Annotated in this window: 22 protein-coding genes and 2 tRNA genes; 14 read left to right on the forward strand and 10 right to left on the reverse strand. The window is 47.9% G+C overall.

From position 1 onward, the window contains the following. Positions 1-29 precede the first annotated feature (29 nt). The 4 genes from alaS (at position 30) to AWU77_RS06885 (ending at position 4,797) form a co-directional block, all read left to right on the forward strand. On the forward strand, positions 30-2,654 hold the full coding sequence (gene alaS, locus AWU77_RS06870; protein WP_062060713.1) for an alanine--tRNA ligase: 2,625 nt from the start codon (positions 30-32) through the stop codon (positions 2,652-2,654). Between the two features lie 149 nt (positions 2,655-2,803). Further along, positions 2,804-4,051 (forward strand): aspartate kinase, encoded by a 1,248-nt coding sequence (locus tag AWU77_RS06875; protein WP_062060716.1) that lies wholly within the window; start codon positions 2,804-2,806, stop codon positions 4,049-4,051. Positions 4,052-4,276: 225 nt separating this feature from the next. Next, positions 4,277-4,468 carry a carbon storage regulator CsrA gene (gene csrA, locus AWU77_RS06880; protein ID WP_062060719.1) on the forward strand — a complete coding sequence of 64 codons (192 nt, stop codon included), beginning with the start codon at positions 4,277-4,279 and terminating at the stop codon, positions 4,466-4,468. A gap of 238 nt (positions 4,469-4,706) precedes the next feature. After that, positions 4,707-4,797, forward strand: a tRNA-Ser gene (locus AWU77_RS06885). Positions 4,798-5,028: 231 nt separating this feature from the next. Here AWU77_RS06885 and AWU77_RS06890 read toward each other — a convergent pair. Next, a complete protein-coding gene (locus AWU77_RS06890) occupies positions 5,029-7,887 on the reverse strand; it encodes a valine--tRNA ligase (protein WP_062060721.1) in 2,859 nt (952 codons plus the stop codon). A 249-nt stretch (positions 7,888-8,136) separates the two neighbouring features. Here AWU77_RS06890 and AWU77_RS06895 point away from each other — a divergent pair, with 249 nt between their 5' ends. From AWU77_RS06895 to AWU77_RS06905, 3 genes are all read left to right on the forward strand, one after another. Beyond that, positions 8,137-8,949, forward strand: coding sequence for a hypothetical protein (locus tag AWU77_RS06895; RefSeq protein ID WP_062060723.1), 813 nt, complete (start codon positions 8,137-8,139; stop codon positions 8,947-8,949). A 66-nt stretch (positions 8,950-9,015) separates the two neighbouring features. Next, positions 9,016-10,035, forward strand: a complete 1,020-nt coding sequence (locus tag AWU77_RS06900; protein ID WP_062060726.1) for a Stealth CR1 domain-containing protein — start codon at positions 9,016-9,018, stop codon at positions 10,033-10,035. Between the two features lie 59 nt (positions 10,036-10,094). Further along, positions 10,095-11,090 carry a glycosyltransferase family 2 protein gene (locus AWU77_RS06905; protein WP_062060729.1) on the forward strand — a complete coding sequence of 332 codons (996 nt, stop codon included), beginning with the start codon at positions 10,095-10,097 and terminating at the stop codon, positions 11,088-11,090. A 2-nt stretch (positions 11,091-11,092) separates the two neighbouring features. Here AWU77_RS06905 and AWU77_RS06910 read toward each other — a convergent pair whose 3' ends face one another. The 7 genes from AWU77_RS06910 to AWU77_RS06940 all read right to left on the reverse strand — a co-directional run bounded on the left by AWU77_RS06910 (position 11,093) and on the right by AWU77_RS06940 (position 15,930). Then, positions 11,093-11,929: a glycosyltransferase family 2 protein gene (locus tag AWU77_RS06910; protein WP_062060733.1), complete on the reverse strand. Its 837-nt coding sequence runs from the start codon at positions 11,927-11,929 to the stop codon at positions 11,093-11,095. A 33-nt stretch (positions 11,930-11,962) separates the two neighbouring features. Continuing rightward, complete coding sequence (waaC, locus tag AWU77_RS06915) at positions 11,963-13,018, reverse strand: lipopolysaccharide heptosyltransferase I (protein ID WP_084618160.1); 1,056 nt, start codon at positions 13,016-13,018, stop codon at positions 11,963-11,965. 36 nt (positions 13,019-13,054) lie between these two features. Then, complete coding sequence (locus AWU77_RS06920; RefSeq protein ID WP_062060737.1) at positions 13,055-13,450, reverse strand: DUF6165 family protein; 396 nt, start codon at positions 13,448-13,450, stop codon at positions 13,055-13,057. Positions 13,451-13,517: 67 nt separating this feature from the next. Continuing rightward, a complete protein-coding gene (locus AWU77_RS06925) occupies positions 13,518-14,213 on the reverse strand; it encodes an MBL fold metallo-hydrolase (RefSeq protein ID WP_062060740.1) in 696 nt (231 codons plus the stop codon). Continuing rightward, positions 14,210-15,055, reverse strand: a complete 846-nt coding sequence (locus AWU77_RS06930; RefSeq protein ID WP_062060743.1) for a sulfite exporter TauE/SafE family protein — start codon at positions 15,053-15,055, stop codon at positions 14,210-14,212. The genes AWU77_RS06925 and AWU77_RS06930 overlap by 4 nt, the downstream gene beginning before the upstream one ends. Before the next feature lie 16 nt (positions 15,056-15,071). Beyond that, positions 15,072-15,599 carry a rhodanese-like domain-containing protein gene (locus AWU77_RS06935; RefSeq protein WP_062060746.1) on the reverse strand — a complete coding sequence of 176 codons (528 nt, stop codon included), beginning with the start codon at positions 15,597-15,599 and terminating at the stop codon, positions 15,072-15,074. Between the two features lie 16 nt (positions 15,600-15,615). Then, positions 15,616-15,930 carry a metalloregulator ArsR/SmtB family transcription factor gene (locus AWU77_RS06940; protein WP_062060748.1) on the reverse strand — a complete coding sequence of 105 codons (315 nt, stop codon included), beginning with the start codon at positions 15,928-15,930 and terminating at the stop codon, positions 15,616-15,618. Between the two features lie 231 nt (positions 15,931-16,161). Between AWU77_RS06940 and AWU77_RS06945 the strand changes: the two genes are divergently transcribed. From AWU77_RS06945 to AWU77_RS06955, 3 genes are all read left to right on the forward strand, one after another. Next, complete coding sequence (locus AWU77_RS06945; RefSeq protein WP_062060751.1) at positions 16,162-17,430, forward strand: MHYT domain-containing protein; 1,269 nt, start codon at positions 16,162-16,164, stop codon at positions 17,428-17,430. Between the two features lie 389 nt (positions 17,431-17,819). After that, on the forward strand, positions 17,820-20,630 hold the full coding sequence (locus AWU77_RS06950; protein WP_062060754.1) for a di-heme oxidoredictase family protein: 2,811 nt from the start codon (positions 17,820-17,822) through the stop codon (positions 20,628-20,630). 153 nt (positions 20,631-20,783) lie between these two features. After that, a complete protein-coding gene (locus tag AWU77_RS06955) occupies positions 20,784-21,203 on the forward strand; it encodes a VOC family protein (RefSeq protein WP_062060758.1) in 420 nt (139 codons plus the stop codon). Positions 21,204-21,213: 10 nt separating this feature from the next. Here AWU77_RS06955 and AWU77_RS06960 read toward each other — a convergent pair whose 3' ends face one another. Beyond that, positions 21,214-21,735: an RNA polymerase sigma factor gene (locus tag AWU77_RS06960; protein WP_062060760.1), complete on the reverse strand. Its 522-nt coding sequence runs from the start codon at positions 21,733-21,735 to the stop codon at positions 21,214-21,216. Next, positions 21,732-22,268 carry a redoxin domain-containing protein gene (locus AWU77_RS06965; RefSeq protein WP_062060762.1) on the reverse strand — a complete coding sequence of 179 codons (537 nt, stop codon included), beginning with the start codon at positions 22,266-22,268 and terminating at the stop codon, positions 21,732-21,734. The genes AWU77_RS06960 and AWU77_RS06965 overlap by 4 nt, the downstream gene beginning before the upstream one ends. Before the next feature lie 181 nt (positions 22,269-22,449). Here AWU77_RS06965 and AWU77_RS06970 point away from each other — a divergent pair, with 181 nt between their 5' ends. The 4 genes from AWU77_RS06970 to AWU77_RS06985 all read left to right on the forward strand — a co-directional run bounded on the left by AWU77_RS06970 (position 22,450) and on the right by AWU77_RS06985 (position 25,196). Beyond that, complete coding sequence (locus AWU77_RS06970) at positions 22,450-22,875, forward strand: DUF1801 domain-containing protein (protein ID WP_062060764.1); 426 nt, start codon at positions 22,450-22,452, stop codon at positions 22,873-22,875. A gap of 95 nt (positions 22,876-22,970) precedes the next feature. After that, positions 22,971-24,485 (forward strand): glutamate--tRNA ligase, encoded by a 1,515-nt coding sequence (gene gltX, locus AWU77_RS06975; RefSeq protein ID WP_062060766.1) that lies wholly within the window; start codon positions 22,971-22,973, stop codon positions 24,483-24,485. A 112-nt stretch (positions 24,486-24,597) separates the two neighbouring features. Then, positions 24,598-24,673 (forward strand) — tRNA-Ala (locus AWU77_RS06980). Positions 24,674-24,965: 292 nt separating this feature from the next. Further along, entirely contained in the window at positions 24,966-25,196 is a 231-nt protein-coding gene (locus tag AWU77_RS06985; protein WP_152625295.1) for a hypothetical protein, read from the forward strand. Positions 25,197-25,253 lie beyond the last annotated feature (57 nt).

Below are 25,253 nucleotides of genomic sequence, written 5' to 3' on the forward strand. Positions count from 1 at the left end.
CATTAATTTGAACATTTAGTGGATGCATTATGAAGAGCGCTGAAATTCGCGACGCCTTTTTGAAATACTTTGAAAGTAAAGGTCACACCATTGTTGCCAGTAGTTCACTGGTTCCTGAAAATGACCCGACCCTGCTGTTTACCAACGCGGGTATGAATCAATTCAAAGATGTCTTCCTTGGCGGCGATAAGCGCTCCTACAATCGCGCCACCAGTTCCCAGCGCTGCGTGCGCGCCGGCGGTAAACACAATGATTTGGAAAATGTCGGTTATACCGCGCGTCACCATACCTTCTTTGAAATGTTGGGTAACTTCAGCTTTGGCGATTATTTTAAGCGCGATGCCATTACCTATGCGTGGGAATTTTTAACAGTCAGATTAAGTATTCCGGCCGAAAAATTGTGGGTGACAGTCTACGCGTCAGATGATGAAGCTTACGATATTTGGAGCAAAGAGGTAGGTGTACCTACCGAGCGTATTATCCGTATCGGTGATAACAAGGGCGCACCTTACGCATCCGATAACTTCTGGGCCATGGGTGATACCGGCCCTTGCGGCCCTTGCACCGAAATTTTTTACGATCACGGCGCGGATATCTGGGGCGGCCCTCCTGGCTCACCCGAAGAAGATGGCGACCGTTACATCGAAATCTGGAATAACGTATTTATGCAGTTTAATCGCACGGCTGACGGTGTTTTGCATCCGTTACCTGCGCCTTCTGTGGATACAGGAATGGGGCTTGAGCGTATTTCTGCGGTCATGCAGCATGTTCACTCCAATTACGAAATTGATTTGTTTCAACACTTACTGGCTGCAGCAGCTGAGGCAACCGGCACTAGCGATATGGAGAATAAATCCCTACGGGTGATTGCCGACCATATCCGCTCCTGTTCATTTTTAGTCAGCGATGGTGTGGTGCCCTCCAATGAAGGGCGCGGCTATGTGTTGCGCCGTATCATTCGCCGTGCGATTCGTCACGGTAATCAATTAGGTCAAAAGCAGCCTTTCTTCCATAATCTGGTGAAATCTCTGGCTGAGGTGATGGGTGAGGCCTATCCCGAGCTGCACAAAAATCAGGCGCAAATTGAGCGTGTATTACTGCAAGAAGAAGAGCAGTTTGAAAAAACACTCGATAAAGGCATCGCCGTTCTTGAAGATGCGCTGGCTAAACTCTCTGGCACCGAAGTCCCCGGTAAAGTAATTTTTACCCTCTACGACACTTATGGTTTTCCGGTTGACTTAACCGCTGATATCGCTCGCGAACGCGGCTTGACCATTGATCAGGCAGGTTATGAAGCGGCTATGGCTGAACAGCGCGCTCGCGCTCGCGCTGCCGGTAGTTTCAAAGTGGACTACAACGCTGCCGGCCTAGACTTACCTGCCAGTGAATTCCTTGGTTACAGCTCTTTAGCGGAGCAGGGCAAAGTGGTTGCGCTGATTAAAGACGGTAAAAAAGTAGAGCGCTTAGTGGAAGGCGATGATGGGGCGGTAGTGCTTGATCGTACCCCCTTCTATGCTGAATCCGGTGGCCAGGCAGGTGACTGCGGCTATCTTGAATTGGGTGCTAATCGCCTGGAAGTGCGTGACTGTCAAAAGCAAGGCGCATCTCATGTACATGTGGTGCGAGTGCTGCAAGGCGCTGTGTCTGTCGGCGATAGTGTAGCGGCTAAAGTAGATGCCAATGTGCGCCAAGCGACCGCGTTAAATCACTCCGCAACACATCTGCTGCATGCAGCCCTGCGTAAAGTTCTTGGCGAACATGTAACGCAAAAAGGTTCATTGGTAGATTCTGAGCGTCTGCGTTTTGATTTTTCTCATTTTGAGGCAGTTTCAGCGGATCAGTTGAAGGCAATTGAACTGTTGGTTAATGATCAAATTCGCGCTAACTCGGCGGTTGCGACCGAGCTATGCGATATGGACGCGGCTAAAACCAAAGGTGCAATGGCGCTATTTGGTGAAAAGTACGGCGATACTGTACGTGTGCTGACCATGGGGGATGGTTTCTCTGTGGAGTTATGCGGCGGTACTCACGTTAACCGCACTGGCGATATAGGTCTGTTCCGTATTACCTCTGAATCTGGTGTGGCGGCAGGTGTGCGCCGTATTGAGGCGATCACCGGAGCTGCAGCGCTGGCATTGTTTGATCAGGTTGAGGCATTAGTGGATACCGCTGGCCGCAGTCTCAAGGCTAATCGCGATTCGTTAATTGAAAAGCTTGAGGCGTTGGTCGCTCAGAATCGCAAGTTGGAAAAAGATGTAGCTGTGCTCAAAACGAAATTGGCGACAGCGGGCAGTGGTGATGTGCTTGCACAAGCAGTTGATATTCAAGGAATTAAAGTGTTGGCCTTGAATCTTGAGGGTGCTGACGCCAAGTCTTTACGTGAGACAGCCGATCAGTTCAAAAATAAGCTTGGATCAGCGGTGGTGTTATTGGCTGCTGTTGAGGACGATAAGGTGGCGCTGATTGCAGGTGTTACCCAAGATTCAACAAGCAAGATAAAGGCGGGTGACTTGATGGCCTATGTTGCTGGCCAGCTCGGCGGAAAAGGCGGTGGTCGTCCCGATATGGCACAGGGCGGCGGGACAAATCTGGCAGGCCTTGATGCGGCATTGGCGTCGGTGGTGCCTTGGGTAAAAACCCAACTCGGTCAATAGCTGTACAGAAAGACGAGGGAAGTGTCATTAATCCGCTTTTAATCGTCCATTTGGGTTAACTTTTGTCTCAATCTGGTGTTTAATTGGCGCCTTTTTGTGATCTAGTTAGTAAGTATTAGCAATCGTCAATTGATAGAGGATAGGCTGTAATGAGCTTATTGGTTCAGAAATACGGTGGTACTTCAGTAGGCTCTATTGAGCGCATTGAGCAAGTTGCCGATAAAGTAGCCAGTTTTCGTGCACAAGGTCACGATATGGTTGTTGTGCTCTCCGCCATGAGCGGCGAAACCAATCGTCTGATCGGGTTGGCGCAACAGATTCAGGACGTTCCTGATCCACGTGAGCTGGATGTTCTGGTTGCAACTGGCGAGCAAGTGACGATCGCACTTTTGTGTATGGCGCTGAAAAAGCGTGGCGTAGATGCCCGCTCTTATACTGGTGGCCAAGTGCGTATTCTCACTGACAGCTCCTATAACAAGGCGCGGATTCAGGCTATTGATGAAGAGAATATGCGTGCTGACCTCAATGCGGGTCGCGTGGTGGTTGTGGCTGGCTTCCAAGGCGTAGATGAGCAGGGCAATATCACTACCCTTGGTCGTGGCGGTTCAGATACTACAGGCGTTGCGCTTGCTGCTGCCTTGAAAGCAGATGAATGTCAGATCTATACCGATGTAGATGGCGTATACACCACTGATCCACGGATTTGTGAGCGCGCACGCCGTTTAGAAAAGATTACCTTTGAAGAAATGCTGGAAATGGCCAGTCAGGGTTCCAAGGTGCTGCAAATTCGTTCAGTTGAATTTGCTGGCAAATATAAGGTCCCGCTGCGTGTTTTGCACAGTTTCAAAGAAGGCCCTGGAACCCTTATTACCCTCGATGAGGAAGACTCAACTATGGAACAACCTATTGTTTCCGGTATTGCATTTAACCGCGATGAAGCCAAAGTAACTGTTGCTGGTGTGCCCGATACTCCCGGTGTGGCAGCAAAAATTCTTGCACCTATAGGTGCCGCTAATATTGAAGTTGATGTTATTGTTCAAAACGTGTCAGCAGATGGCACTACCGACCTGACATTTACTGTGCACAAAAATGACATGAGCAAAGCTGTTGCTGTGTTAGAAGCGGTTGCCAAAGAAATTGGTGCGCGTGAAGTGCGTAGTGATGATAAGGTAGCTAAAGTATCTATTGTAGGTGTTGGCATGCGCTCTCATGCGGGGGTTGCATCCAGCATGTTTACGGCTCTTGCAGAAGAGCGCATCAATATTCAAATGATTACCACATCTGAAATTAAAATTTCGGTAATCATTGATGAGCGTTACCTGGAGTTGGCTGTGCGCAGTTTGCACACCGCTTTTGGTTTGGATGCCGAACCGTCAGAAGGCCGTGTGAGGGGCTAGGCCTTCAAATTTACAAGGCGGTTTAGTTAAGGTGTTTGAGTTGCATTGCTGTTTACGTAAAAAATAAACAGAAAAATGTTGGGGGTTTCTTTCCTTTCGTAAAAAGTAGTCAATACTTAACCCAAGACATTCGATTGTCGGGATGCGATAGGGGGTATTCGGGGGTCGATGGTGGCAAGGGGTGTCTAAGTCGTACTCTTACAGGATGAGTGAAGGAGATTAAAGATGTTAATTTTAACTCGCCGTATTGGCGAAACCTTGATGGTAGGTGACGAGGTTACTGTCACCGTATTAGGTGTTAAAGGCAACCAAGTACGTATTGGTGTCAATGCGCCTAAAGATATCGCAGTGCATCGCGAAGAAATTTACCAGCGTATCCAGCGCGAAAAGCAAAATCAGGAAGAGCAAGACAGTTAACTAATTGTTTTGTTGTTCGATGCTTTTCAACTACGCGGCGGTATGAGAAATCATCCGCCGCGTAGGCGTTTTTAGTTGTCGAGTTTTTTAAATGAATTGTTAATTGAATGTAAATTGTGCAGATCTAAAATATTCGCGATTTTGTTCTGTAATTTTGTGTTCAAGACTTTGATTTTTAGAGAATTATGGTATTATGCCGCACCTGCTGAGACGGAGCCTACTTCGCTTCAGTAGACGTGGAGAAGTGGCCGAGTGGCCGAAGGCACTCCCCTGCTAAGGGAGCATACCTCAAAAGGGTATCGGGGGTTCGACTCCCCCCTTCTCCGCCATTGAATTCAAACAAAAAGCCCAATCGCAAGATTGGGCTTTTTGTTTTTTATCACCGTAAAAAATATTATCCAGGTGGCGTAGGTTGGTGCTGAGCGCAGCGATGCCCAACATAAAAATCTTGTGTTCAATCAATTCTTTAAAAAGAATAGAGATGGCTCTGCAAAATCAAAACAATAAAAAAAGCCAGTGCATAAACACTGGCCCTTGAATTTTCATTGCAATATTAACAATTACAACGCGCTAATCTTTTGAATCTGCTCGCGTAATTTTTCTACCGCAATTTTATTTTCGGCAACACGATTACGTTCATTAGCAACAACTTCTGCAGGTGCTTTTGCCACAAACGCTTCGTTGCCGAGTTTGGTTTCGGTGCGCTCTATGTCTTGTTGCAATTTGTTGCTTTCTTTGGTCAGGCGGGCGATTTCAGCATCTTTATCGATAATGCCTGCCATAGGTACCAGAATCTCCATTTGGCCCACCAGCGCAGTAGCAGACATAGGTTCCGCGTCGCCTGCATTAAGCCAGGTAACGCTTTCCAGCGATGCGAGCTTCTTCAGAAATTGCTGGTTTGCTTGCAGGCGTTCTTGGTCATCGGTGCTGCCATTTTTAAACAGCACATTCAGATCCTTCGCAGGGGAAATGTTCATTTCACCGCGAATATTACGCACGCCTAAGATGACCGCTTGCAACCATTCAACATCTTTTAATGCTTGCTGATCGATTTTGCTTTCGTCTGCAACAGGGTAGGGGGCGTGCATAATAGTCTCGCCCGTTACGCCTGCCAGTGGTTTGATTTTTTGCCAAATTTCTTCGGTGATAAATGGCATTAGCGGATGACTTAAACGCAAAATAGTTTCAAGGACACGAATCAAGGTGCGACGAGTACCTTTTTTGCGCGCTTCACTGCCTTCAGCTTTATCAAACAGAATCGGTTTGGATAATTCCAAATACCAATCGCAGTATTCATTCCAGATGAATTCGTAAATGGCTTGAGTTGCTAAATCCAAACGATAGCTGTCCAGTGCTTCAGCTACCGTTTTTTCGGCCAATTGCAATTTGCTGATAATCCAGCGGTCGGCGACTGATAATTCATAATCAGTGGAGCCATCTTGCGCACAATCTTGCTCTTCGCATTGCATTAATACATAGCGAGTGGCGTTCCAGATTTTATTGCAAAAATTGCGATAGCCCTCTACACGACCCATATCGAATTTAATATCGCGGCCAGTGGATGCGAGGGAGCAAAAAGTAAAACGCAATGCATCGGTACCGTAAGCTTGAATACCTTCCGGAAATTCTTTGCGGGTTTGCTTTTCAATTTTTGCGGCATCTTTTGGATTCATTAACCCGGTGGTGCGTTTTTGCACCAAGGTTTCCAAATCGATGCCGTCGATAATATCGAGAGGGTCGAGCACATTGCCTTTTGATTTTGACATCTTTTGGCCTTGGCCATCACGTACCAAACCGTGCACATACACAGTTTTGAACGGGATTTGCGGTGTGCCGTCTTCATGCTTCACCAAATGCATGGTGAGCATGATCATGCGCGCAACCCAAAAGAAAATAATGTCGAAGCCGGTTACCAACAAATCGGTTGGATGGAATTTTTTCAAAAATTCGGTTTGTTCTGGCCAGCCGAGTGTTGAGAATGTCCAAAGACCTGAACTGAACCAGGTATCCAAAACATCTTCATCTTGATTCAATGTAACTTCAGCACCGAGATTATATTTACTGCGCACTTCGGCTTCGTTGCGACCAACATAAACTTTGCCGCTCGCGTCATACCATGCTGGAATTCGGTGCCCCCACCACAACTGACGGCTGATGCACCAATCCTGAATGTCGCGCATCCAAGAGAAATACATATTTTCGTATTGTTTGGGCACAAATTGGATGCGGCCATCTTCAACGGCTGCAATTGCAGGTTCAGCCAAAGGTTTGGTGCTCACATACCATTGGTCAGTTAACCAAGGTTCGATCACCACACCTGAGCGATCACCTCGCGGCACTTTTAATCCGTGGTCATCGATGCTTTCCAGCAGTCCAGCAGCTTCAAATGCAGCAACGATTTGTTTGCGCGCCTCGTAGCGATCCACACCAGCGTATTGCGCGGGCAGGGTGCCATCGAGTTGGGTATTAAGGCTGCCATCCAAATTAAAAATCTGTGCTTGCGACAAAAACGCAGCATTTTTGTCGAGCACGTTAATCAGTGGCAGGTTGTGACGCTTACCGACTTCGTAGTCGTTGAAGTCGTGAGCTGGGGTGATTTTTACACAGCCGGTACCAAATTCGCGATCGACATAATCGTCGGCTACGATTGGAATCAATCGGTTTACCAGTGGCAGCAATACAAATTTGCCGATGAGTGATTTGTAGCGTTCATCTTCCGGGTGAACGGCAACGGCGCTATCGCCCAACATGGTTTCAGGGCGAGTAGTGGCAACGACCAAATAGTTTTTGCCATCGGCAGTGGTTGCGCCATCGGCTAATGGATAGCGCAGGTTCCACAAAAAACCTTTTTCATCGTGATTTTCTACTTCCAAATCAGAAATGGCGGTGTGCAGTTTGGGGTCCCAATTCACCAGACGCTTGCCGCGATAAATCAAACCGTCTTCAAACAAGCGCACAAACGCCTCTTGCACCGCAGTTGAAAGGCCATCATCCATAGTGAAGCGCTCGCGGCTCCAGTCTACTGACGAGCCTAAACGACGAATTTGGCGAGTGATTGTACCGCCGGATTGCTCTTTCCATTCCCAGACTTTTTCGAGGAATTTTTCGCGGCCGAGATCATGGCGGCTTACGCCCTGCGCGGCGAGTTGACGCTCCACCACCATCTGTGTAGCGATACCGGCGTGGTCTGTGCCCACTTGCCACAGCGTATCGTCGCCTTTCATGCGGCGATAGCGAATCACGGTGTCCATCACCGCATTATTAAAGCCATGACCCATGTGCAAACTGCCGGTGACATTGGGTGGTGGGATCATCATGGAATAGGGTGTACCGTCTCCGGCAGGCTTGAAATAGCCTTTTTCTTCCCAGGTTTGGTACCACTGGCGTTCAATAGCATGGGGTTCGTAGGTTTTTTCCATAGCAATAACAGACTCTTGCGGATGCCGCTGCGCGGCTGATCGATAGGCGTAAAATTAGGCTGGCAATTATACAGTCTGAGGCTAGCTGAGCCTAGGTTGGATGTAGATTAGTTTTGCAGCCATTAGGTGCAGGTTGTCTTTGGTTAGCTCGCTGGATATTTGTGCGGGTCATGATGTTATTATGCGCGCAAATTTCCTTCTGTTAGCGCGGAAGGTGGTGCGGTAATGATTGTGAGGAATTAACCTGCGATGAAATTAAAAGAATTGCCCATTTCTTGGTGGGCAGCGCGAAAGTTAGCGCGGTTAACTGCGGATGAATTGCTCAACGTTAGTGCGCCACGTTTACCGGTTATAGTGTCCTTGACTTCGATACCAAGTCGCTTGGTGATAATCCATCTGACAATTCGCAGTCTCTTGGCTCAGTCATATCCAGCAGAAAAAATTATTCTCTGGCTGAATGACAATTTGCGCGGCCAACTTCCGCAATCCCTGTATGAATTAGAAAGTGATGTGTTTGAAATTCGCTATGTGAATCTCACCTGTTCCCATCGTAAACTGATTCATTCGCTAGAACTTTACCCTGATAAAACTATTGTTACTTGTGACGATGACTTGATGTACGACGCAACCTGGTTGCATCGCTTGTATCAAAGCCATTTAACACACCCCAAAGATATTATTGCGCATGAGTGTCGATTAATTCGGTTTGTGGCTCCCGGTCAGCCAGCTCCTTATAATGAATGGAAAACCGAGGTGCGTACCGATATTACCGAGCCATGGTTGATGCCGATTGGCTATGGTGGTGTTTTGTATCCACCGCAGTGTTTATATGCCGATGTGCAAAATCGAGACTTGTTTTTGCGTTTAACACCAAAGGCAGATGATTTGTGGTTTAAAGCTATGTCGTATCTGGCGGGAACTAATACTCGTCGCTCAGCGAACCCCGGTAAAAAACCCATACCAATTATTGCATCGCAAAAAGATTCATTAAAAAAAACCAATGTGCGTCAAGACGGAAATTACTTGCAGTGGCTCGCTTTGTGTGAACATTTTGGGTTTTGAGCGGTTGGTGCAATTTGTTACAAATTTTTCTTTCGGTTGCATTAGTATTAAATTTCGGAGTAAAAATTGACACTTGAACAAAATCCCATTGATGCGGTTATTACTTGGGTGGATGGGGCTGATCCGGTACATAAAGCGAAGCTTGATAACTATCTGGCAAGCATCGGAGGTGAGCGTCCGCGTGCCGCAAGTCCGGCCAGATTTCATAATTCAAATGAAATTGAGTTTTGTATTGTTTCATTGTTGAAGTTTGCACCTTGGATTGGCACTGTATTTATTGTTACGGATGGTCAGACACCGCAACTTATTGAGAAATTAAAAGGAAGTGCTTACGAGTCGCGGGTAAAGGTAGTTGATCACTCAGTCATATTTGCAGATTATGAAGATTGTTTGCCCACATTTAATAGCAGTACGATATTGAGTGTGTTATGGCGCATACCTGGCTTGGCTGATCAATTTTTGTTTTTGAATGATGACTTTGCATTGCTTCGACCTGTTAGCCCAGATGATTTTTTTAGATCGGGTAAGGTTGTATTGCGTGGACAATGGCGCAAGTTTTCGGAAGATCACTATATTAAGCGATTGTTAAAAGGTATTAATCGTGTCTTTTTTAAGGAACTACCAGTTAATAAAGCGCGAGTGGGTTATTTAGCGGCACAAGAAGTGAGTGCAAAAATACTCGGTTTTTCTGGGCGATATTTCCAAGTTCCTCACAATCCGCATGCGTGGCATGTAAGTACTTTTGAAAAATATTTTTCAAAAAGTCATGAGGTCTTGAGGCGCAATATAGGTTTTAAGTTGCGCTCACCAGAACAGTTTATCGGCGAGGCTTTGTCCGCACACTTAGAGATTACTAATGAAAATTATGTGGTAGATGATACGCTTAAGACATTGCAGTTGAAGCCAGGAGATCAATCTTTAATTCGATTAAAGCTGAAGTTATTTCATGCTGATAGGGACTCAAATGTAACTTTTGTTTGTGTTCAAAATCTGGAACAGGCAACCATTAAAGCTCAAAGTTTAGTGATAAAATGGTTGTGTAATCGAATTGGTACAATTGAGCAATTCTTGAAAAAGGAAAAATAGGTAAAATAATTGAAGTTTTTTTGATGGGTTGTAAACGGATTTTTAAAGGAGTATTAAAAATGGTGACTGCTTCGCCTTGGTTAAGTATTTTGGTACCTGTCTACAATGTAAAAGGGTATTTAGATGACTGTTTTCAGTCAATTCTTTCGCAGTGTGATACGGGTGTTGAAGTTATTGCGCTGGATGATCAGTCCAGCGATGGCTCGTATGACTATTTATCAAAAATAGCGTCTGACTCTTCTCATCCTATAAAAATAATGCGGCATCCCATAAACAGAGGTTTGAGTGCGGCTCGCAACTCCTTGGTTGCGGAAGCGACGGGTAACTACGTGTGGTTTCTCGATTCAGATGATGCACTTGTTGAGGGGGCAATTGCTCAGTTGCGTAACATAGTCAATCAGCACAATCCTGATTTGGTGATGTGCGATTACCAAATGTGGCGACCTGAACTCCTGGATAATTTCGGGCAATTTAAAAAAGAACTTCATCTGGTCACCTTCGCAGGTGCTGAAAATTGTTTGATCAGTGATCCAGAGCAGCTTTTTCAGGGGCTGTATAAAAAAGGCAAACTACACGCGTGGTCTAAAATATCGAAGCGCAGCCTGTGGCAAGATGGGCTTCAATTTCCAGAGGGAAAATATTTCGAGGATATGGTCAATACACCGCGCTTGGCATTAAAGGTTAATACCTATTATTACTGCCCTCAAGTATGGATAAAGTATCGCCAGCGCGAGGGAAGTATTCTGGCGACATTTAATACTAAAAAAATTGACGATATGATTTCTGGACTTGATGGGGTTCTTGCAGTTTGGGCGGATAGGTTGCCGAAGATGCGCATGGCTACTCGATATATTTATATCCGGTACTGTGTAAAAATTTACTTGTATGCAGTCAAAGAAGCTCAGCGGATTGGTGTTTTTAGTGCGGAGGAAAAATCGAAATACCGATCGCGTTTATTTTCCAGTATCGCTATGGGGCGCAGAGGCCTTGTGAAACACTATATGCGCTTTGGTGATTTCTTTCGGCTCGCCAAAGCGCTCAAGGCACTGCACTAATATTAGTGACTTTGTGGGGTTGATTTAATAATCCCATTCTCCGCCCAAAATCTCCCTGTGCGTTTTACGTCATTGCGAATGGCGTAATTCTTTTTCCAAGTTTCTGGATTATCGTAAGCTCGTGGGTGATCTAGGTGCAAACAGTTAACGCTGTAGCGCACTTGTTTTCCTTTTAGTCCGTGATTGTATAGGCGCTCGCCCAATTCGCGATCCAGCCCTCCGTATTGCATATCTTCGTTAAAACCATTGCAGGCTTTGATGTCAGATGTCCATGTGGAACTGTTCATACCGTTCCAAGTTGCTTTGGTGGGTGTGATGGCATTCAACAGGGCTTTAATGGTTTTATTTTTAATGAGTTTCCACAGTTTATGGTTGGTTGGCTGGCCGGCTTTTTTGAGCCAGTCGATATTAAAAATCACACCGCTGGCGATGTCTGCTTCGGTAATGGCGTCAGATACGGAGGTAGTTAATTTCACGTAGCCGCCCGATAAAAAATAACCCGGCTCAGCCAGAGATTGGTGAATGCTAATAAAATCCGGTTCGGGTATGCAGTCGCCATCAGTGAAAATTAAATAATCGCAATCAGTTTGTGCGATGGCCTTATTGAGAATCTGGCATTTTTGAAAACCTTTGTCTTCATGCCAAATGTGTTGGATAGTTAATTTTCCGCGCGCCTGAAAAAATTCAATCACCTCGCGTGTGGGTTGGCCTGAGCCGTCGTCGGCAATAATGACGGTGAAATTGTTATGGCGCTGCGCCTCATAACCAAACAATACATTTTTAAGCCACTTGGGTTGATTGTAAGTGGTGATGACTACGCCCATCTTTTGCGGTGTCATAAAAAATCCTAATTCAGCTTGTGTTTGAATCGATCAGTGTTGGTTTGAATCGTTTAATGCGTGTGCGGACAATTTTTCTTGTAAAGCTTGCCAAACCACTTCGGCTTTAATACCGCTCATACACTGCGGTGTTTCGTGGCTGTTTTCTGGTAGCCATTTGCAGTGGCGTTTGTGGCAGGGCATACAATCTAGCGGTTCTTGTAGTTGCAAATTTCGTGTGTGCTCACCAATTAAGCCCACCTTGACTGGCGATGTTGCGCCATACAAGGCAATGGTGGGCGTTTCAAGCGCGCCAGCAAGGTGAGAGAAACCTGTGTCCAAGCCTATAACACCTACCGCTTCTACCAATTTTTCTGCAATGCGAGTAATGGATAAACGCTGTTCCGGGCGAGTGGCTTGTGGGCATGCACTAATAATATTGTCGGCAATAGCTTGCTCTTCTTGGCTGCCCCAAATAATTTCGATGCTGTAGCCCGCGTCTAGCGCAATTTTCCCCAGCGCCTGCCACTCGCTGGTTGCCCAGAGTTTGGTGACCCAGCTGGTGCCAATAATAAACACTAGTTTGCGTGGATTTTCTTCAATATGGGTAAAGTTTTGATTGATGCCAAAATTTAATTTTTTCGATGGCGTATAACCAAGTGCTTTGCCAACTAATTGGCGCGTGCGCTGAACAGCGTGTTGATCTTTATCGATGTTATGGCGGCGTTTATAAAACCAATGGGTGATAGGTTCGCGCGCGGAATGTTTGTCATAACCATCAATGCCGTGACCTTTGGCGCACCTGGCAACTGTGGCACTTTTGAGCAAGCCTTGCGCATCGATAATATAGTCATAATTTTGCGTGCGTAACGCCTGACGCCAGCGTTTAAATTCTTGCCAATTTTTTTTGCTGCGCTCTTTTGCCCAGAGGCGCAATTGGATGGGGATTACTTTGTTCACGCCCGGATGCCAGGCCACAATTTCTTTAAAGCTGTCTTCCACTACCCAATCAATTTCTGCGTCAGGGAATTTTTTTTTGATATCGCTGATCGCAGGGAAGGTGTGGAATATATCGCCCATGGAGGACATTTTGACAAGCAGGATGCGCATGGGCGAAATCTTCGTTAAGTCTGGCGGCAAATGGAATTATTGATAATTCTTGTATGACTTTTCTTCGATCAATTCCGAGCCAAAGGCGAGATTGATATCTTTTTTCACAGCGGCGCGTTTGTCGTTAGTGAAATAGACCGCGCGTGCGAGTTGGATAAATTTATCGCTGAAATCTTTAGCCAATTCGCAGTCGCGAATATCGTCTTCAATAATCCACAATTCCTGATTGATGTCTTTCAAGGCTTGTTTAAGTGGTGCCAGTTTGGCTTGGCCTGCGGCGTCGAGCAATTGTGTCACCTTGGCATTGAGTATGTTCAGCTCGTGAGTCACATTCTTGAGTTTGGCCTCATCGCCAATGTTGACGGCTTTGATTTCTAGAATGGTGATTTTATCGATCAGTTCGCCAAGGGAAATAGGGGCTTCAATCAGCATAGTCAGGCTCTCAGGGATTTTTTTGTGGCGGCGATTCTAACAAATCAGTGGGCATCTAGCGAATGGATTAGTCCTTCCCACACGCTCGATTCGCCGGTACTGCAATGTCCATCATTTGCGGGTTCGGCAATTTGAGATTGCTCATAAGTTCTACATAAGCGTTGATGTCTTTCGCTTGCAAACGCGGATTATGGGCTTTTTCTTCGCCGATGCTGCTCAGTGTCCAGCCTTTATAGTCGTGACCTGGGTAGACCAGGGTCTGATCGGGCAGGGCGAGTAGTTTGTTAAACAGGCTGTGATATTGGTCGCGCGCATTGCCATTTTGGAAATCGGTGCGGCCAGTGCCGCGAATTAGCAATGTATCGCCACTGAATAGATAAGTCTGGCCTGCATCATCCAGCAGGTAGGAATAGGAGTCATCGGTGTGGCCAGGGGTATAGATTGCTTTGAGTTGAAGTTGGCCAATGCTAATCACATCACCATCTTGGAGCCCTTGTGATACACAACTAGAGCCTGCCTCTTCACCCAGCAGCGTGGTACAGCCAGTGGCATCGCGCAGGGCGCCAGCGCCGGTAATATGGTCGGCGTGAGTGTGGGTATCCAGCGCATAGGCTAGTTTCAGCCCCAGCTCTTGCAGCAGTTGCAGGTATTTGGGCACTTCGCTTTTGACTGTATCAATCAGCACCGCTTGCTGACTGTGTTCGCAGCCAATCAGGTAGGTATAAGTAGACGATTCACGTTCAAACAGTTGACGGAAAATCATAAAAAGCTCCTCACTAAAGTGATGATACAAACGATAATCAAGCTGGCAGCAAAGATTTTTTGCAGCAGTGCGTTGGCAATTTTGTGACTCACCGCTTGGCCGATAACCATGCCTGCAACGCCACCGATCGCAACTAAACCAAGGGTTACCCAGTGACTGCTGGCGGTTAGCTCATGGCTGGTACCGAGTAACAAATGGCTGATAAATCCGGAGCTACTTATCAGCGCAATCATCATGAGTGAGGTGCTGACCGCTTGGCTCATGCTGACGGCACTTAATGCCAGTAGCAGCGGGACAATCAAAAAGCCGCCGCCTACACCAAATAGCCCTGACAACAGACCCACAAACAATCCGCCAATCAATAAGCCGCTGACGCAGCGCGGGCGCAGTTCAAATTGACCCGTTTGACTCATGCGACAGATCAGCCCGGGCGATGGGGTATCGGCAAAGTTACCGGCGCGAACCACACTTGCCGCCGCAGGATTTTTGTTCGCACTGATCCACATGCGCAGCGCGATTACGCCAGCGAGCAGTGTGAACCCGGTTAGCAGCCAAAGCTCATTAAGTTGTAACCCCAGCCATTTTCCGATGGGAGCGCTCACTGCTCCAGCGCTTGCCAGAATAATTCCCGGCTTCCAGAGCACCGGTGCGGCATTTTTCTGCAGCAGATTGCGCAGGCTGCCGTAAAGCGTGCTGGCGGCCACTGCACCTAGCGAAATTCCGACTGCATCGGTCATCGGCATTCCTGCCATCAACATTAATAAGGGCACCGCAAACACTGAACCGCCAGCGCCGGTTAACCCCAGCACCAAGCCGATAATCATGCCAATGAGCAACAACATATAGCGCCCTCAGGATTTAGCGATTCCATGGCATGCGCGCGATCAACATGCCCATCATGCAGGTGTCGGTAATGCCGGCGAACATCAGGCCAGCGCCCACAAAGCCTGACAATAAAAAGAAATTTGTATCGACCTGAAAGCCAAGCACTACGCCAATCAAGGCTAAAAAGCCCGCTGCGATGCGCACTTGTCGCTCTAGCGACATCACTCCATTACCTTCATTCAGTGGGATATTCGCGGCTTTAACCCCATTGATACCGCCTTCAATCACCACCAGCTCGGCATCGATTTTTCCATGCAGCTGATCGGCAGCCATTTGTGCGCGCTTGCCGCCTTGGCAGAGTAAATACACGCAGCTGCCGTTTTTGCCGCTCTTGGCAATTTCATCTTGCAGGCGCTCAGCGGTTAATTCGTGTAGCGGAATGTGCAGACAGCCGGGCAGGTGGGCGGCTTTTATTTCAGCGGCGGTACGCACATCCAAAATGCACATATCGGCTGTTTTATTGGTGATTAATTCCTGCGGATGTATTTGTTTGTGGCTCATGGATAACCTCGGCTATTCAGTTGTGTGGTTCGGTCGGACAATAGATGGACTGCAGTACAGCGATAATTTTTTGTGCTTCATCGCCCTGTAATGAGTAGTAAACGGTCTGCGCCTCTTTGCGTGTGTTCACCAATCCTGCTTCACGCAAACTGGCTAAATGTTGCGAAAGGGCGGACTGACTCAGTGGCACCTGCTCATTTAATTCCCCCACCGACATCTCGCCAGTGATCAGGGTGCACAAGATCATCAGCCGATTTTCATTGGCCAGCGCCTTTAACAGGCTGGCGGCTGCTTGAGCATGTATTTGCATATCGTTCATTGATGTTGTCATGGCGATTTCCTGCTGGGTTTTCATAAGTATATTAGTATTTAATAATTTAGCAATATCTAATTTAATAGATGCTAATATTTCGGGGATATATGAGGAATTTAATCGGGCAATGACTTTGCACCTACTGACGCAATAGGTGTGGGTAAGGAGTTGTAAAGCCGCATGAGAGTGGTGATCCGGGAAATGGCTTGGCGCGTAAAGCTACCTTCGATTATTAACAAGGTGGCTCTAATGGAAGGTTCCTACAACTGGTTACTGGTATTTGCATCCTATTGCGTGGCAGTAATCGCCTCTTACACGGCAATTTACTTCGGTACGCGAGTTTTTAATTTACACGGAGCGTCACGCCGTTTCTGGCTGGCGGCAGGTGCGCTCAGCCTTGGTAGTGGAATCTGGTCCATGCATTTCGTGGGCATGAGTGCCTACACCATGCCGATGCATATGCACATGAGCTTCAATGCCCCACTCACCTTGCTCTCCTGGGTGCCCGCCGTGTTTGCATCAGCGCTGGCGCTTTATGTAATCACTCTGCCAAAAGTCTCCGTAAAAACTATCGCCGCCAGTGCGTTCATCATGGGCGCAGGTATTTTTGCGATGCATTACGGTGGAATGTACGCGATGCAAATGCACCCTGGCATTGAGTACGACACGCTGCTGGTGATTCTCTCGGGGGTGATCGCAGTTGTAGCGTCAGGCGCGGCGCTGGTGATTTGCCGCAAAGTGCGCGATGTTCCGCCGCAGTTTACCTTGGCCTTTAAGGTGCTGGCCTCATTGGTCATGGGGGTGGCCATCTGCGGTATGCACTACACCGGAATGGCGGCGGCCAGTTATCCGATGGGGGCGCAGAGTCATCCTGATAATTTACTGCGTGGCGATTGGATGGGAATCCCTACAGCAATTGCCGCCAGCATTCTATTACTGCTCGCCCTCTATTCTGCCTATACCGATTTTCGAGCGATGGAACGGGCGCGTCAGGAAGAAAAAAATAGAAACGCCGCTGCGCGTCAGGCGGCGTTTTACGATTCGCTCACCGGATTGGCCAACCGCAGTTTCTTGGAGGCGCGAGTATTGGAAAAGCTCACGGTGAGTGAAGGTAATAGTGTTCCCGCCGCATTTACTCTCGCCTATTTTGAGTTGAGTGACTACCGCGATCTGACCCAGCGCCATGGCGAAGCATTTACTCAGGCCTTGATTAAATATTTTGTCGCCGAGTTGGAGGGGAGTTTACCGAGCGCCGAATTGATTGCGCGTTATGGGGGCAATAGTTTTATGGTGATAATTCCTTTCCGCGATCCCACAGCACTCAATGCGCTGGTACAGAAGATGACTCGGGCATTTGAAAACTCGGTGGCGATTAGCGGCAAACTTACGCCGTGTAAATGGAGTTTTGGTTTTAGTGAATATCCCAAGTCGGGCACCAATAGCCGCAACTTGATTCGTGCAGCGCAACGGATTCGGTTTTCATCCAGTCAGGAGCAAACAGATTTGGCGATGGCATAAAGCGGGCAGGTCGCTCTTGCGTATTCGGGCAGCACAAAACGCCAGCGTAAATGCGCTGGCGTTTTTTTAGGCGTTTATATGTTTGATTTTTGTAGTGGAGGTTGTGGGGGCGTCCCACCTGCAGGTTTTGCTTAGTGGCACGCCCAAAGATACGATTTAATTCTGTAATCAATTGTGAAGAAAGTCGCACTGTATTTGCCAATCCTGTTTCTTATATTCACGAATAGTTTCATCAGTTCGCATTTGTGATGCTCACTTCACGCCAGTTCCATAGTGGGACGACACAGAATTTCCATCTGCCTAAAATCCCAGTCGTTAGTCGGGCAACTCAACCTTCCACAACTCACTGTTTCAAAAAAACAATAATATTCAACAAGAGGCAAAATCACATGCGAATCCCCCAAATTGGGCGCCGTGTACTCGGGCGCCGCGTTGTTTGTGCATTGCTGACGCTGGTCAGTAGCGCTTTTTATGTTCACGCCGCTAATGCGCAAATTATCAATATCAATCCCGTCTCTGCCACTGGCAGCACTAATCTACAACCGGCAAGTTTTGCTATAGATAACATTGGTAATACTCGCTGGGAATCCAATCACGGTGTTTCACCCAGTTCACTCACGCTCGATTTAGGGCAGCCTTACGCGCTCAATCAAGTGGTGATTTTGTGGGAGGCCGCCAATGCGGCGAGCTACGAAATTCTGGGCTCCAACAATAATTCCAGCTGGACGCAATTAAACCTGCGCACTGGCGGCACCTTTGGCAATCGCACCGACACCGTGCCTTTGGCTGGTACTTATCGCTATGTGCGCATGAATGCGTTAACACGCAGTGCAGGCAATAACTGGGGTTATTCGATTTTTGAAATGGATGTGTTCGGTGCAGTGCCTGCAGCGTCATCGGTTGCGGCATCGAGTGTGGCGGCGGGTAATTGTAATCTCGGCTGTGTGACCACGCTCAATAGCACTACCTTGCGCGCGACTGTTACGCAAGCCGATATCGTTGATATTCATTACCGCATCAATAACGGCGCGCAACAAAATGTGCGCATGAATGTCGCCGGTGGCGTGTGGACCTATGACATTCCCAATTTAAATTCGAGCAGTGTGGTGAGTATCAACTTCACCATTATTAAAAACGGTGCGGGGCAGGATACGCCTTGGCAGAATTATTCCGTTAACGCGCCTGTCTCCAGCGTTGCGCTGTCAAGTTCATCGCGCAGCTCGGTAGCGCCATCCAGTACACCGCTGTCCAGCTCATCGCGCAGCTCAACGCCTGCATCCGTTGCACCCTCGAGTTCATCCGCTGCAAGCCTCGGCAATATTGTGCCTTTATATAATTCATCGACCCCACTTGAAGGTGCGATTCAATTTGATCGCGGCGATGCATTAGTTACGCGCATTGCCGACCGTGGTCGCGACCGCCATGCAAAAGAAGATCAGTTCCAAGCCTACGATCACTTCCTCAGTTTTTATTGGGAGCATCGCACTGCAACAATTGAAATTGTTGACTACGTCGCCAAGGGTGGTAACACCGTACGGATGAATGTGGTTTCACAGTTTAAGTTGAACGATACCGAAGCAGAAAATCGCTGGTTCTATCGCGGTGTAGGCACAGTGGCGGAATACCACGATAACGGCACCATGAACGTGATCGATGATTTGCACTACTACAAAGAGCGTAGCTACAACGCGCGCGAAGGTCGCAACATTCGAATTGGCGATAAACTCGAATTTGAATTGAGTCAATTCCTCGATCACAGTGTCCCCCATGGCCGCTCGGCTTATTACGGCACAACATACTTGTACATCGTCGGCGAAGGTTTAGTACCGTGGGATATCACTGGTTCATTTGGCACCCTCGGTGGCAGAAAAGACTCGGTAAAAATTCCAGAGAAAGCCTGGCTCGGCGGAAAAACAACGCTGCCGTATAACCATTCAAATGAGCCGGATAATCATTTCATCCAAATGGCGACCAACTTGGCATCACAAAACGGTCAGCCATTTGTATTGGGTCGCCGCGTACATCATGCGTCATTTATTGACGGCTCCCATGATGAACACGTAGCTGATAATGGCACCTTCGCCGATACGGTGGGCAAAGCAGGGCCACATTATGTAAATGATCGCTGCGCCGGATGCCATGTGCGCAATGGTCGCGCGGCACCCGCACCTGTCGGTCAGCCACTCGAAAAATGGGTATTTAAAGTGGCGGACATTAACGGCAATCCACACCCAAATCTTGGCCGTGCATTGCAACCAAAATCTACCGGCGGTGCAGCGAGTGAAGGGCAGGTGTCTATCGCTTTCTGGACTGAATCGAATGGCCTGCGTAAACCCAACTATCAATTCAGTGGCGTAACACCCGCGCGTTTTTCTGCGCGTGTTGCACCACAATTAGTTGGTATGGGCTTGCTGGAAGCGATTCCTGAAGCGACCATTTTGGCGAAAGAAGATATTAATGATTCGAATGGCGACGGCATTTCCGGCCGCGCTAACCGCATCACTGATCCTGCTACCGGTCAAACCCGCTTGGGTCGTTTTGGTTACAAGGCCGGTACTACCAGCGTGAAGCATCAAGTCGCTGCGGCATTTAATTCCGACATGGGGGTGATGACCAGTTTGCTGCCTAATCCAGATTGCGGTTCCAGCCAAAACGATTGTGGCAACAGTGGTTCCGAGTTGTCGGATACACATCTGAATAATTTGGTGAAATATATTTCAACTCTCGGAGTGCGCCCACAACGCAATCTAAATGATGCAGCGGTACAGCGCGGCGAAACCCAATTTGCAGCGATTGGTTGTGTTGATTGTCATACCCCGAGTCATGTGACAAGCCAATTCCATCCGCTCGGTGAATTGCGTAGCCAAACCATCAAACCCTATACCGATTTGTTGTTACACGATATGGGTCCTGACATGGCGGACAATTTAGGTGAAGGCCAAGCCAGTGGTGCTGAATGGCGCACTGCACCTTTGTGGGGGCTTGGTCTGTCAGCTTGCGTAACCGGTGGTGTGACTAATGCTGGCCAAGGTGCACAAGTGTGTACTCCTGTGCACAGCTATTTGCACGATGGCCGCGCGCGTTCAATTGAAGAAGCAATCCTGTGGCACGGCGGTGAAGGTCAAGCGTCTAAAAATGCTTATCAAGCATTGCCTGCATCATCCAAACAAGATGTGTTGCGCTTCCTCGAATCGCTTTAATTTCCCCTCGGTAATAAGTAGTAGTCTTTGCCCCGGCTTTTGCCGGGGCTTTTTATTGTATTTTTTTTGTGCAAATTTCTCCTGACAGCATTTGGTCAGCAATCAGACTAGGCTAATAGAACTGTATTTTTCATCAACCAAAAGGAGATGTTTATGAGCACCCAAAACCCCAGCATTATTTCGCACGTATCGATTGGTACAAATGATTTTGAAAGAGCGCGTGTTTTTTATCAGCAAGTACTCGCCGCACTTGATATTCAAATTCTAATGGATTTCCCCGGCGCGACTGCCTTTGGTCGCATGTATCCTGAATTTTGGGTGCAAACGCCAATTGATGGAAAACCTGCAGCCCAAGGTAATGGTACTCACTTTGCGTTTATCGCCAACAACAAAGAACAAGTACATGCGTTTTACGATGCCGCCATCGCTGCTGGTGCAACTTGCGACGGCCCACCCGGCCCGCGCCCGGAATACAGCGATGCCTATTACGGATGTTTCGTTCGCGATTTGGATGGTCACAAAATTGAAGCGGCGTTTTGGGATGAGTCCTTAGCACCTGCGGCAGGGCATTAATCGATTTAATTTATTTTTCGAGTAAATATTCCCGCACCAAAGTTCTTGCGCGATGCAAGCGGCTTTTTACGGCGGGAATATTTTCATTTAAACGTTGCGCAATTTCAGCGATGGTTAATTCCTCAAAATCGCGCAGTAAAATAATGTGTAAATAGTGTTCTGGCAGTGATTCCAATGCAGCGACCAAATCCAGCCGCAACTCGGCAGGCGGTTTAGTATCAATAAATGCCGCCCATTGTTCATCATCGACATGCACAGGAATATTGATGGTGCGAAACAGGGAATAGCAATAACGTTTTAAAATGGTAATCAACCAGGCCGATAGCGAGGTTAGTTGGCGCAGGCTGTGCAAATTACGTGTCATGACCAACAGGGTTTCCTGCACTGCATCCTCGGCGTAATCGGCGTGGCAGTGCCGCTGCGCATAGCGACGTAAATCCGGATACCAAAAGTTCAATAAACTTTCGAGTGCAATAGGGTCACCCAATTGTGCCGCTTGTGTCAGTTGGTGCAATTGTTGTCGATGAGTCATCTGTTCAATTCCCTAACCCTAAATAAAACATCATCAAGGCTCCATTGATCATTGGCATGGGTGCCGTAATGCACAGCGGCCAGTTTACCCTGAGCGTCCACGAGAAAATCGGCGGGCAACCCGAACGATGTTTCGTTATCGCGTGGTAATTGCACGCCAAATTGTAATGCCCCGCGCAGAGCGAAAAGCCAGACAGCAGGATTAAACACCGCCAGTAGCGACTTAGCTACTCCGAACTGTTGATATAAGTCGTTGTGCGGATCGGCAATTAAATAAAAGGGGCTGGTCGGTAGGTCAGCCAGGATTCGCTCCCGCGTAGAGTTAAATACTACTATTTCCTGAATGCCTGCAGACTCCAGTTCTTGCTGCCGTGTAATAAAACTGTGCAGGTGCAAATTACACACCGCACAGCCAGAATAGCGGCGGAACTGAATATGAGTCCAACGGTTTGCGTGGGGGACATTCACCGGCTTGCGGTGTGCGTCGCGCCATTGTTGGGGTTGAAGTTGGTCGCCAGTCTGCAATTTGCTCATCTCTAATGTTCTCAATCGATAGTGGATAAGTGCGGTTGTCGCATTGACTAGTGCTGGCAAATAGCAAAAAGGATTCGCGGGATAAAAAAAATAGTGTTAGTGCTGTAATCAGCATCCTGACTAATTTTGGCGTCCAACAGGGGTAGGCTAAATTGGTCAAGTTAAATTGGGGAGTTAAGCGATGCAAGCGATCCACAGTCCCGCCGTTGCCGACGTCTTTAACAATTACCCGTCTGAGATGCGCAAAAAGTTATTATTCTTGCGCGCATTAATTTTTGAAGCTGCTGCTGATTTGGATGTTGGCGAAGTAGAGGAAACGCTGAAGTGGGGCGAGCCCAGTTATATTGTCAAACAGGGCAGTACCATTCGTATGGATTGGAAACCGCGCGATCCTGAGCACTATGCGCTTTATTTCAATTGCAAAACCACACTGGTCGAAACCTTTGAGGCGCTTTACGGCAATCTGTTTTGTTATGAAGGGAATAGGGCGATCATTTTTGCACGCCTTGAACTAGTTCCTGTTAAACAACTAAAACACTGTATCGCCTTATCCTTGCAGTATCACCGCCTCAAGCATTTGCCCTTGCTGGGTGCGCAAGCGAGCTAATCGCTAAATCCCCGTTTCTCCCACTGGCTGTTTCAAGCGTATAATGCGCGCCTTTTCCTATCTTCAATTTATCGATTCGCACAAAAGGCCGTTTCATGTCTGAAGTTCGCACCCGTATTGCCCCATCGCCCACTGGCGACCCCCACGTAGGTACCGCTTACATCGCCCTGTTCAATATGTGTTTTGCCCGTCAGCACGGCGGCAAATTCCTGTTGCGCATTGAAGATACGGACCAAACCCGCAGTACCCCCGAATCTGAACAGGCGATTCTGGACAGCCTGCGCTGGTTGGGCTTGGATTGGGACGAAGGCCCGGACGTAGGCGGCCCCCACGGCCCTTATCGCCAAAGCGAGCGGATGGATATCTATGGCAAGTACGCCATGGAGCTGGTTGAAAAAGGCCATGCGTTCTATTGTTTTGCCACCGCAGAAGAGTTGGATGAAATGCGCCGCGAACAGCAAGCGCGCGGTGAAACACCCAAGTACGACGGTCGCGGTTTATTGCTGTCGCAAGAAGAAGTGCAAGCGAAATTAAATGCGGGCGAGCCCTACGTAATCCGCATGAAAATCCCGGAAACGGGTGTGTGTGAAATCGACGATATGCTGCGCGGCAAGATCGAAATCGAGTGGTCGCAGGTGGATATGCAAGTGCTGCTCAAAGGCGACGGCATGCCCACCTATCACCTCGCTAACGTGGTGGACGATCACCTGATGCAAATCACCCACGTGATTCGCGGTGAAGAGTGGATCAACTCTGCGCCCAAGCATTTGAAACTTTACGAATACTTCGGCTGGCAAGCGCCCGTACTCTGCCACTTGCCGCTGCTGCGTAACCCGGATAAATCCAAACTCAGCAAACGCAAAAACCCCACCAGTATTCTGTATTACAAGCGTATGGGTTACTTGCCCGAGGCTATGCTCAACTATCTTGGCCGCATGGGCTGGTCTATGCCGGATGAGCGCGAGAAATTCACTCTCGCCGAAATGCAGGAACACTTTGATCTGCTGCGCGTGTCGTTGGGCGGTCCGATTTTCGATGTAGAAAAACTCAACTGGCTCAGCAGCCTGTGGATTCGCGAAAACTTCAGCATCGAACAGCTAGCCGATCGCCTGTACGGTTGGGCGCTCAATAAAGACACGCTGCTGCAAGCGCTGCCACACGCCCAATCGCGCATGACCACCCTGAGCGATTTCGCACCGCTAGCAGGCTTCCTCGTCAGCGGCATGATGCCGGTGACCGAAGCGAGTTTTGCCGGTAATAAACTGGATGTGGAGAAGCAAAAAGAATATCTGCAGTTCGCCCTCTGGCGCTTGGAAGCCCTGCGCACCTGGGAGCGCGACAATCTGTTTGCGGAACTCAAACTGCTCGCCGACCAAATGGGCTTGAAGATTAAAGACGCCATAGCGCCCGTGTTTGTTGCCATCGCCGGTTCCACCGCATCCTTCCCGGTAGTGGACTCCATGCAAATCATCGGCCCCGACATGAGCCGCGCCCGCATCCGCCACGCCATCAATGCCTTGGGCGGCTTTGGTAAAAACAAACAAAAGGATCTGGAAAAGGTGTTTGATAAGTTGGGCGTAGTGGCCGAAGAGCCAGCGGCCAATAGTTAACCACTTGATTTATCGATAAAAACCCGGAGTACAAGCGGGAAACTTTTGCTTGACACTCCGGAGTCAGCTGCATAAAATGCGCGCCACTCAGAGACAGGATGTCAATGAATCTGGGGCTTTAGCTCAGCTGGGAGAGCGCAACACTGGCAGTGTTGAGGTCAGCGGTTCGATCCCGCTAAGCTCCACCAAAAATACGTTGTAAATCAACGACTTAAAAGGCCTGCTTTCGAGCGGGCTTTTTTGTATCTGTGATTTAAGTCCATATTAAGTCCAGATTTGTATTTCGATATTGTATTGGTTTCTTTTTCCTCAATAGTTCTAGATGTCCAGCCAGCTTGGTTCTAGTCAATCCCTCAAGCTACAATCACTGTAAGAATCTATCTTGTTAATTTTTACAGTCAATATGGCTTTGATTTACCCGCTCCAAGTATGTTTTGGAGGGTTTTCGAGATCTATATTAATTCAATTCAAGGAGTTTTTTTGGAAGCAAAAAGCATCGTATTGCCCGCTATTCGTGATGATCTTGCCGGTGACCGCTTCTTAATTAGAATAGCTGCCGATTTCGTGAGTGCTCCGCATGATCTTTATTACCTTGATTTTCAAAAATGTTCAGTATTGAGTCAAAATGCGCTTGCTGTACTTGGAGGGATTTGTAATTACAGTCAATGTAGAATGATCCCTACCGCGAATATCGGACACCTTAGAAACTGAGTAAACTTACTCCAGAGGTGATCCATGAGCAAGAAACAATCCACGCAAACGAACAAA

The organism is Cellvibrio sp. OA-2007 (assembly GCF_000953825.1).
Taxonomy (GTDB): Bacteria; Pseudomonadota; Gammaproteobacteria; order Pseudomonadales; family Cellvibrionaceae; genus Cellvibrio.

Bases quoted from the DNA above. Each gene is read 5' to 3' on its own strand.
- alaS (WP_062060713.1), top strand. From the start codon at position 30: ATGAAGAGCGCTGAAATTCGCGACGCCTTTTTGAAATACTTTGAAAGT.
- AWU77_RS06875 (WP_062060716.1), top strand. From the start codon at position 2,804: ATGAGCTTATTGGTTCAGAAATACGGTGGTACTTCAGTAGGCTCTATT.
- csrA (WP_062060719.1), top strand. From the start codon at position 4,277: ATGTTAATTTTAACTCGCCGTATTGGCGAAACCTTGATGGTAGGTGAC.
- AWU77_RS06890 (WP_062060721.1), bottom strand. From the start codon at position 7,887: ATGGAAAAAACCTACGAACCCCATGCTATTGAACGCCAGTGGTACCAA.
- AWU77_RS06895 (WP_062060723.1), top strand. From the start codon at position 8,137: ATGAAATTAAAAGAATTGCCCATTTCTTGGTGGGCAGCGCGAAAGTTA.
- AWU77_RS06905 (WP_062060729.1), top strand. From the start codon at position 10,095: ATGGTGACTGCTTCGCCTTGGTTAAGTATTTTGGTACCTGTCTACAAT.
- AWU77_RS06910 (WP_062060733.1), bottom strand. From the start codon at position 11,929: ATGACACCGCAAAAGATGGGCGTAGTCATCACCACTTACAATCAACCC.
- waaC (WP_084618160.1), bottom strand. From the start codon at position 13,018: ATGCGCATCCTGCTTGTCAAAATGTCCTCCATGGGCGATATATTCCAC.
- AWU77_RS06920 (WP_062060737.1), bottom strand. From the start codon at position 13,450: ATGCTGATTGAAGCCCCTATTTCCCTTGGCGAACTGATCGATAAAATC.
- AWU77_RS06925 (WP_062060740.1), bottom strand. From the start codon at position 14,213: ATGATTTTCCGTCAACTGTTTGAACGTGAATCGTCTACTTATACCTAC.
- AWU77_RS06930 (WP_062060743.1), bottom strand. From the start codon at position 15,055: ATGTTGTTGCTCATTGGCATGATTATCGGCTTGGTGCTGGGGTTAACC.
- AWU77_RS06935 (WP_062060746.1), bottom strand. From the start codon at position 15,599: ATGAGCCACAAACAAATACATCCGCAGGAATTAATCACCAATAAAACA.
- AWU77_RS06940 (WP_062060748.1), bottom strand. From the start codon at position 15,930: ATGACAACATCAATGAACGATATGCAAATACATGCTCAAGCAGCCGCC.
- AWU77_RS06945 (WP_062060751.1), top strand. From the start codon at position 16,162: ATGGAAGGTTCCTACAACTGGTTACTGGTATTTGCATCCTATTGCGTG.
- AWU77_RS06950 (WP_062060754.1), top strand. From the start codon at position 17,820: ATGCGAATCCCCCAAATTGGGCGCCGTGTACTCGGGCGCCGCGTTGTT.
- AWU77_RS06955 (WP_062060758.1), top strand. From the start codon at position 20,784: ATGAGCACCCAAAACCCCAGCATTATTTCGCACGTATCGATTGGTACA.
- AWU77_RS06960 (WP_062060760.1), bottom strand. From the start codon at position 21,735: ATGACTCATCGACAACAATTGCACCAACTGACACAAGCGGCACAATTG.
- AWU77_RS06965 (WP_062060762.1), bottom strand. From the start codon at position 22,268: ATGAGCAAATTGCAGACTGGCGACCAACTTCAACCCCAACAATGGCGC.
- AWU77_RS06970 (WP_062060764.1), top strand. From the start codon at position 22,450: ATGCAAGCGATCCACAGTCCCGCCGTTGCCGACGTCTTTAACAATTAC.
- gltX (WP_062060766.1), top strand. From the start codon at position 22,971: ATGTCTGAAGTTCGCACCCGTATTGCCCCATCGCCCACTGGCGACCCC.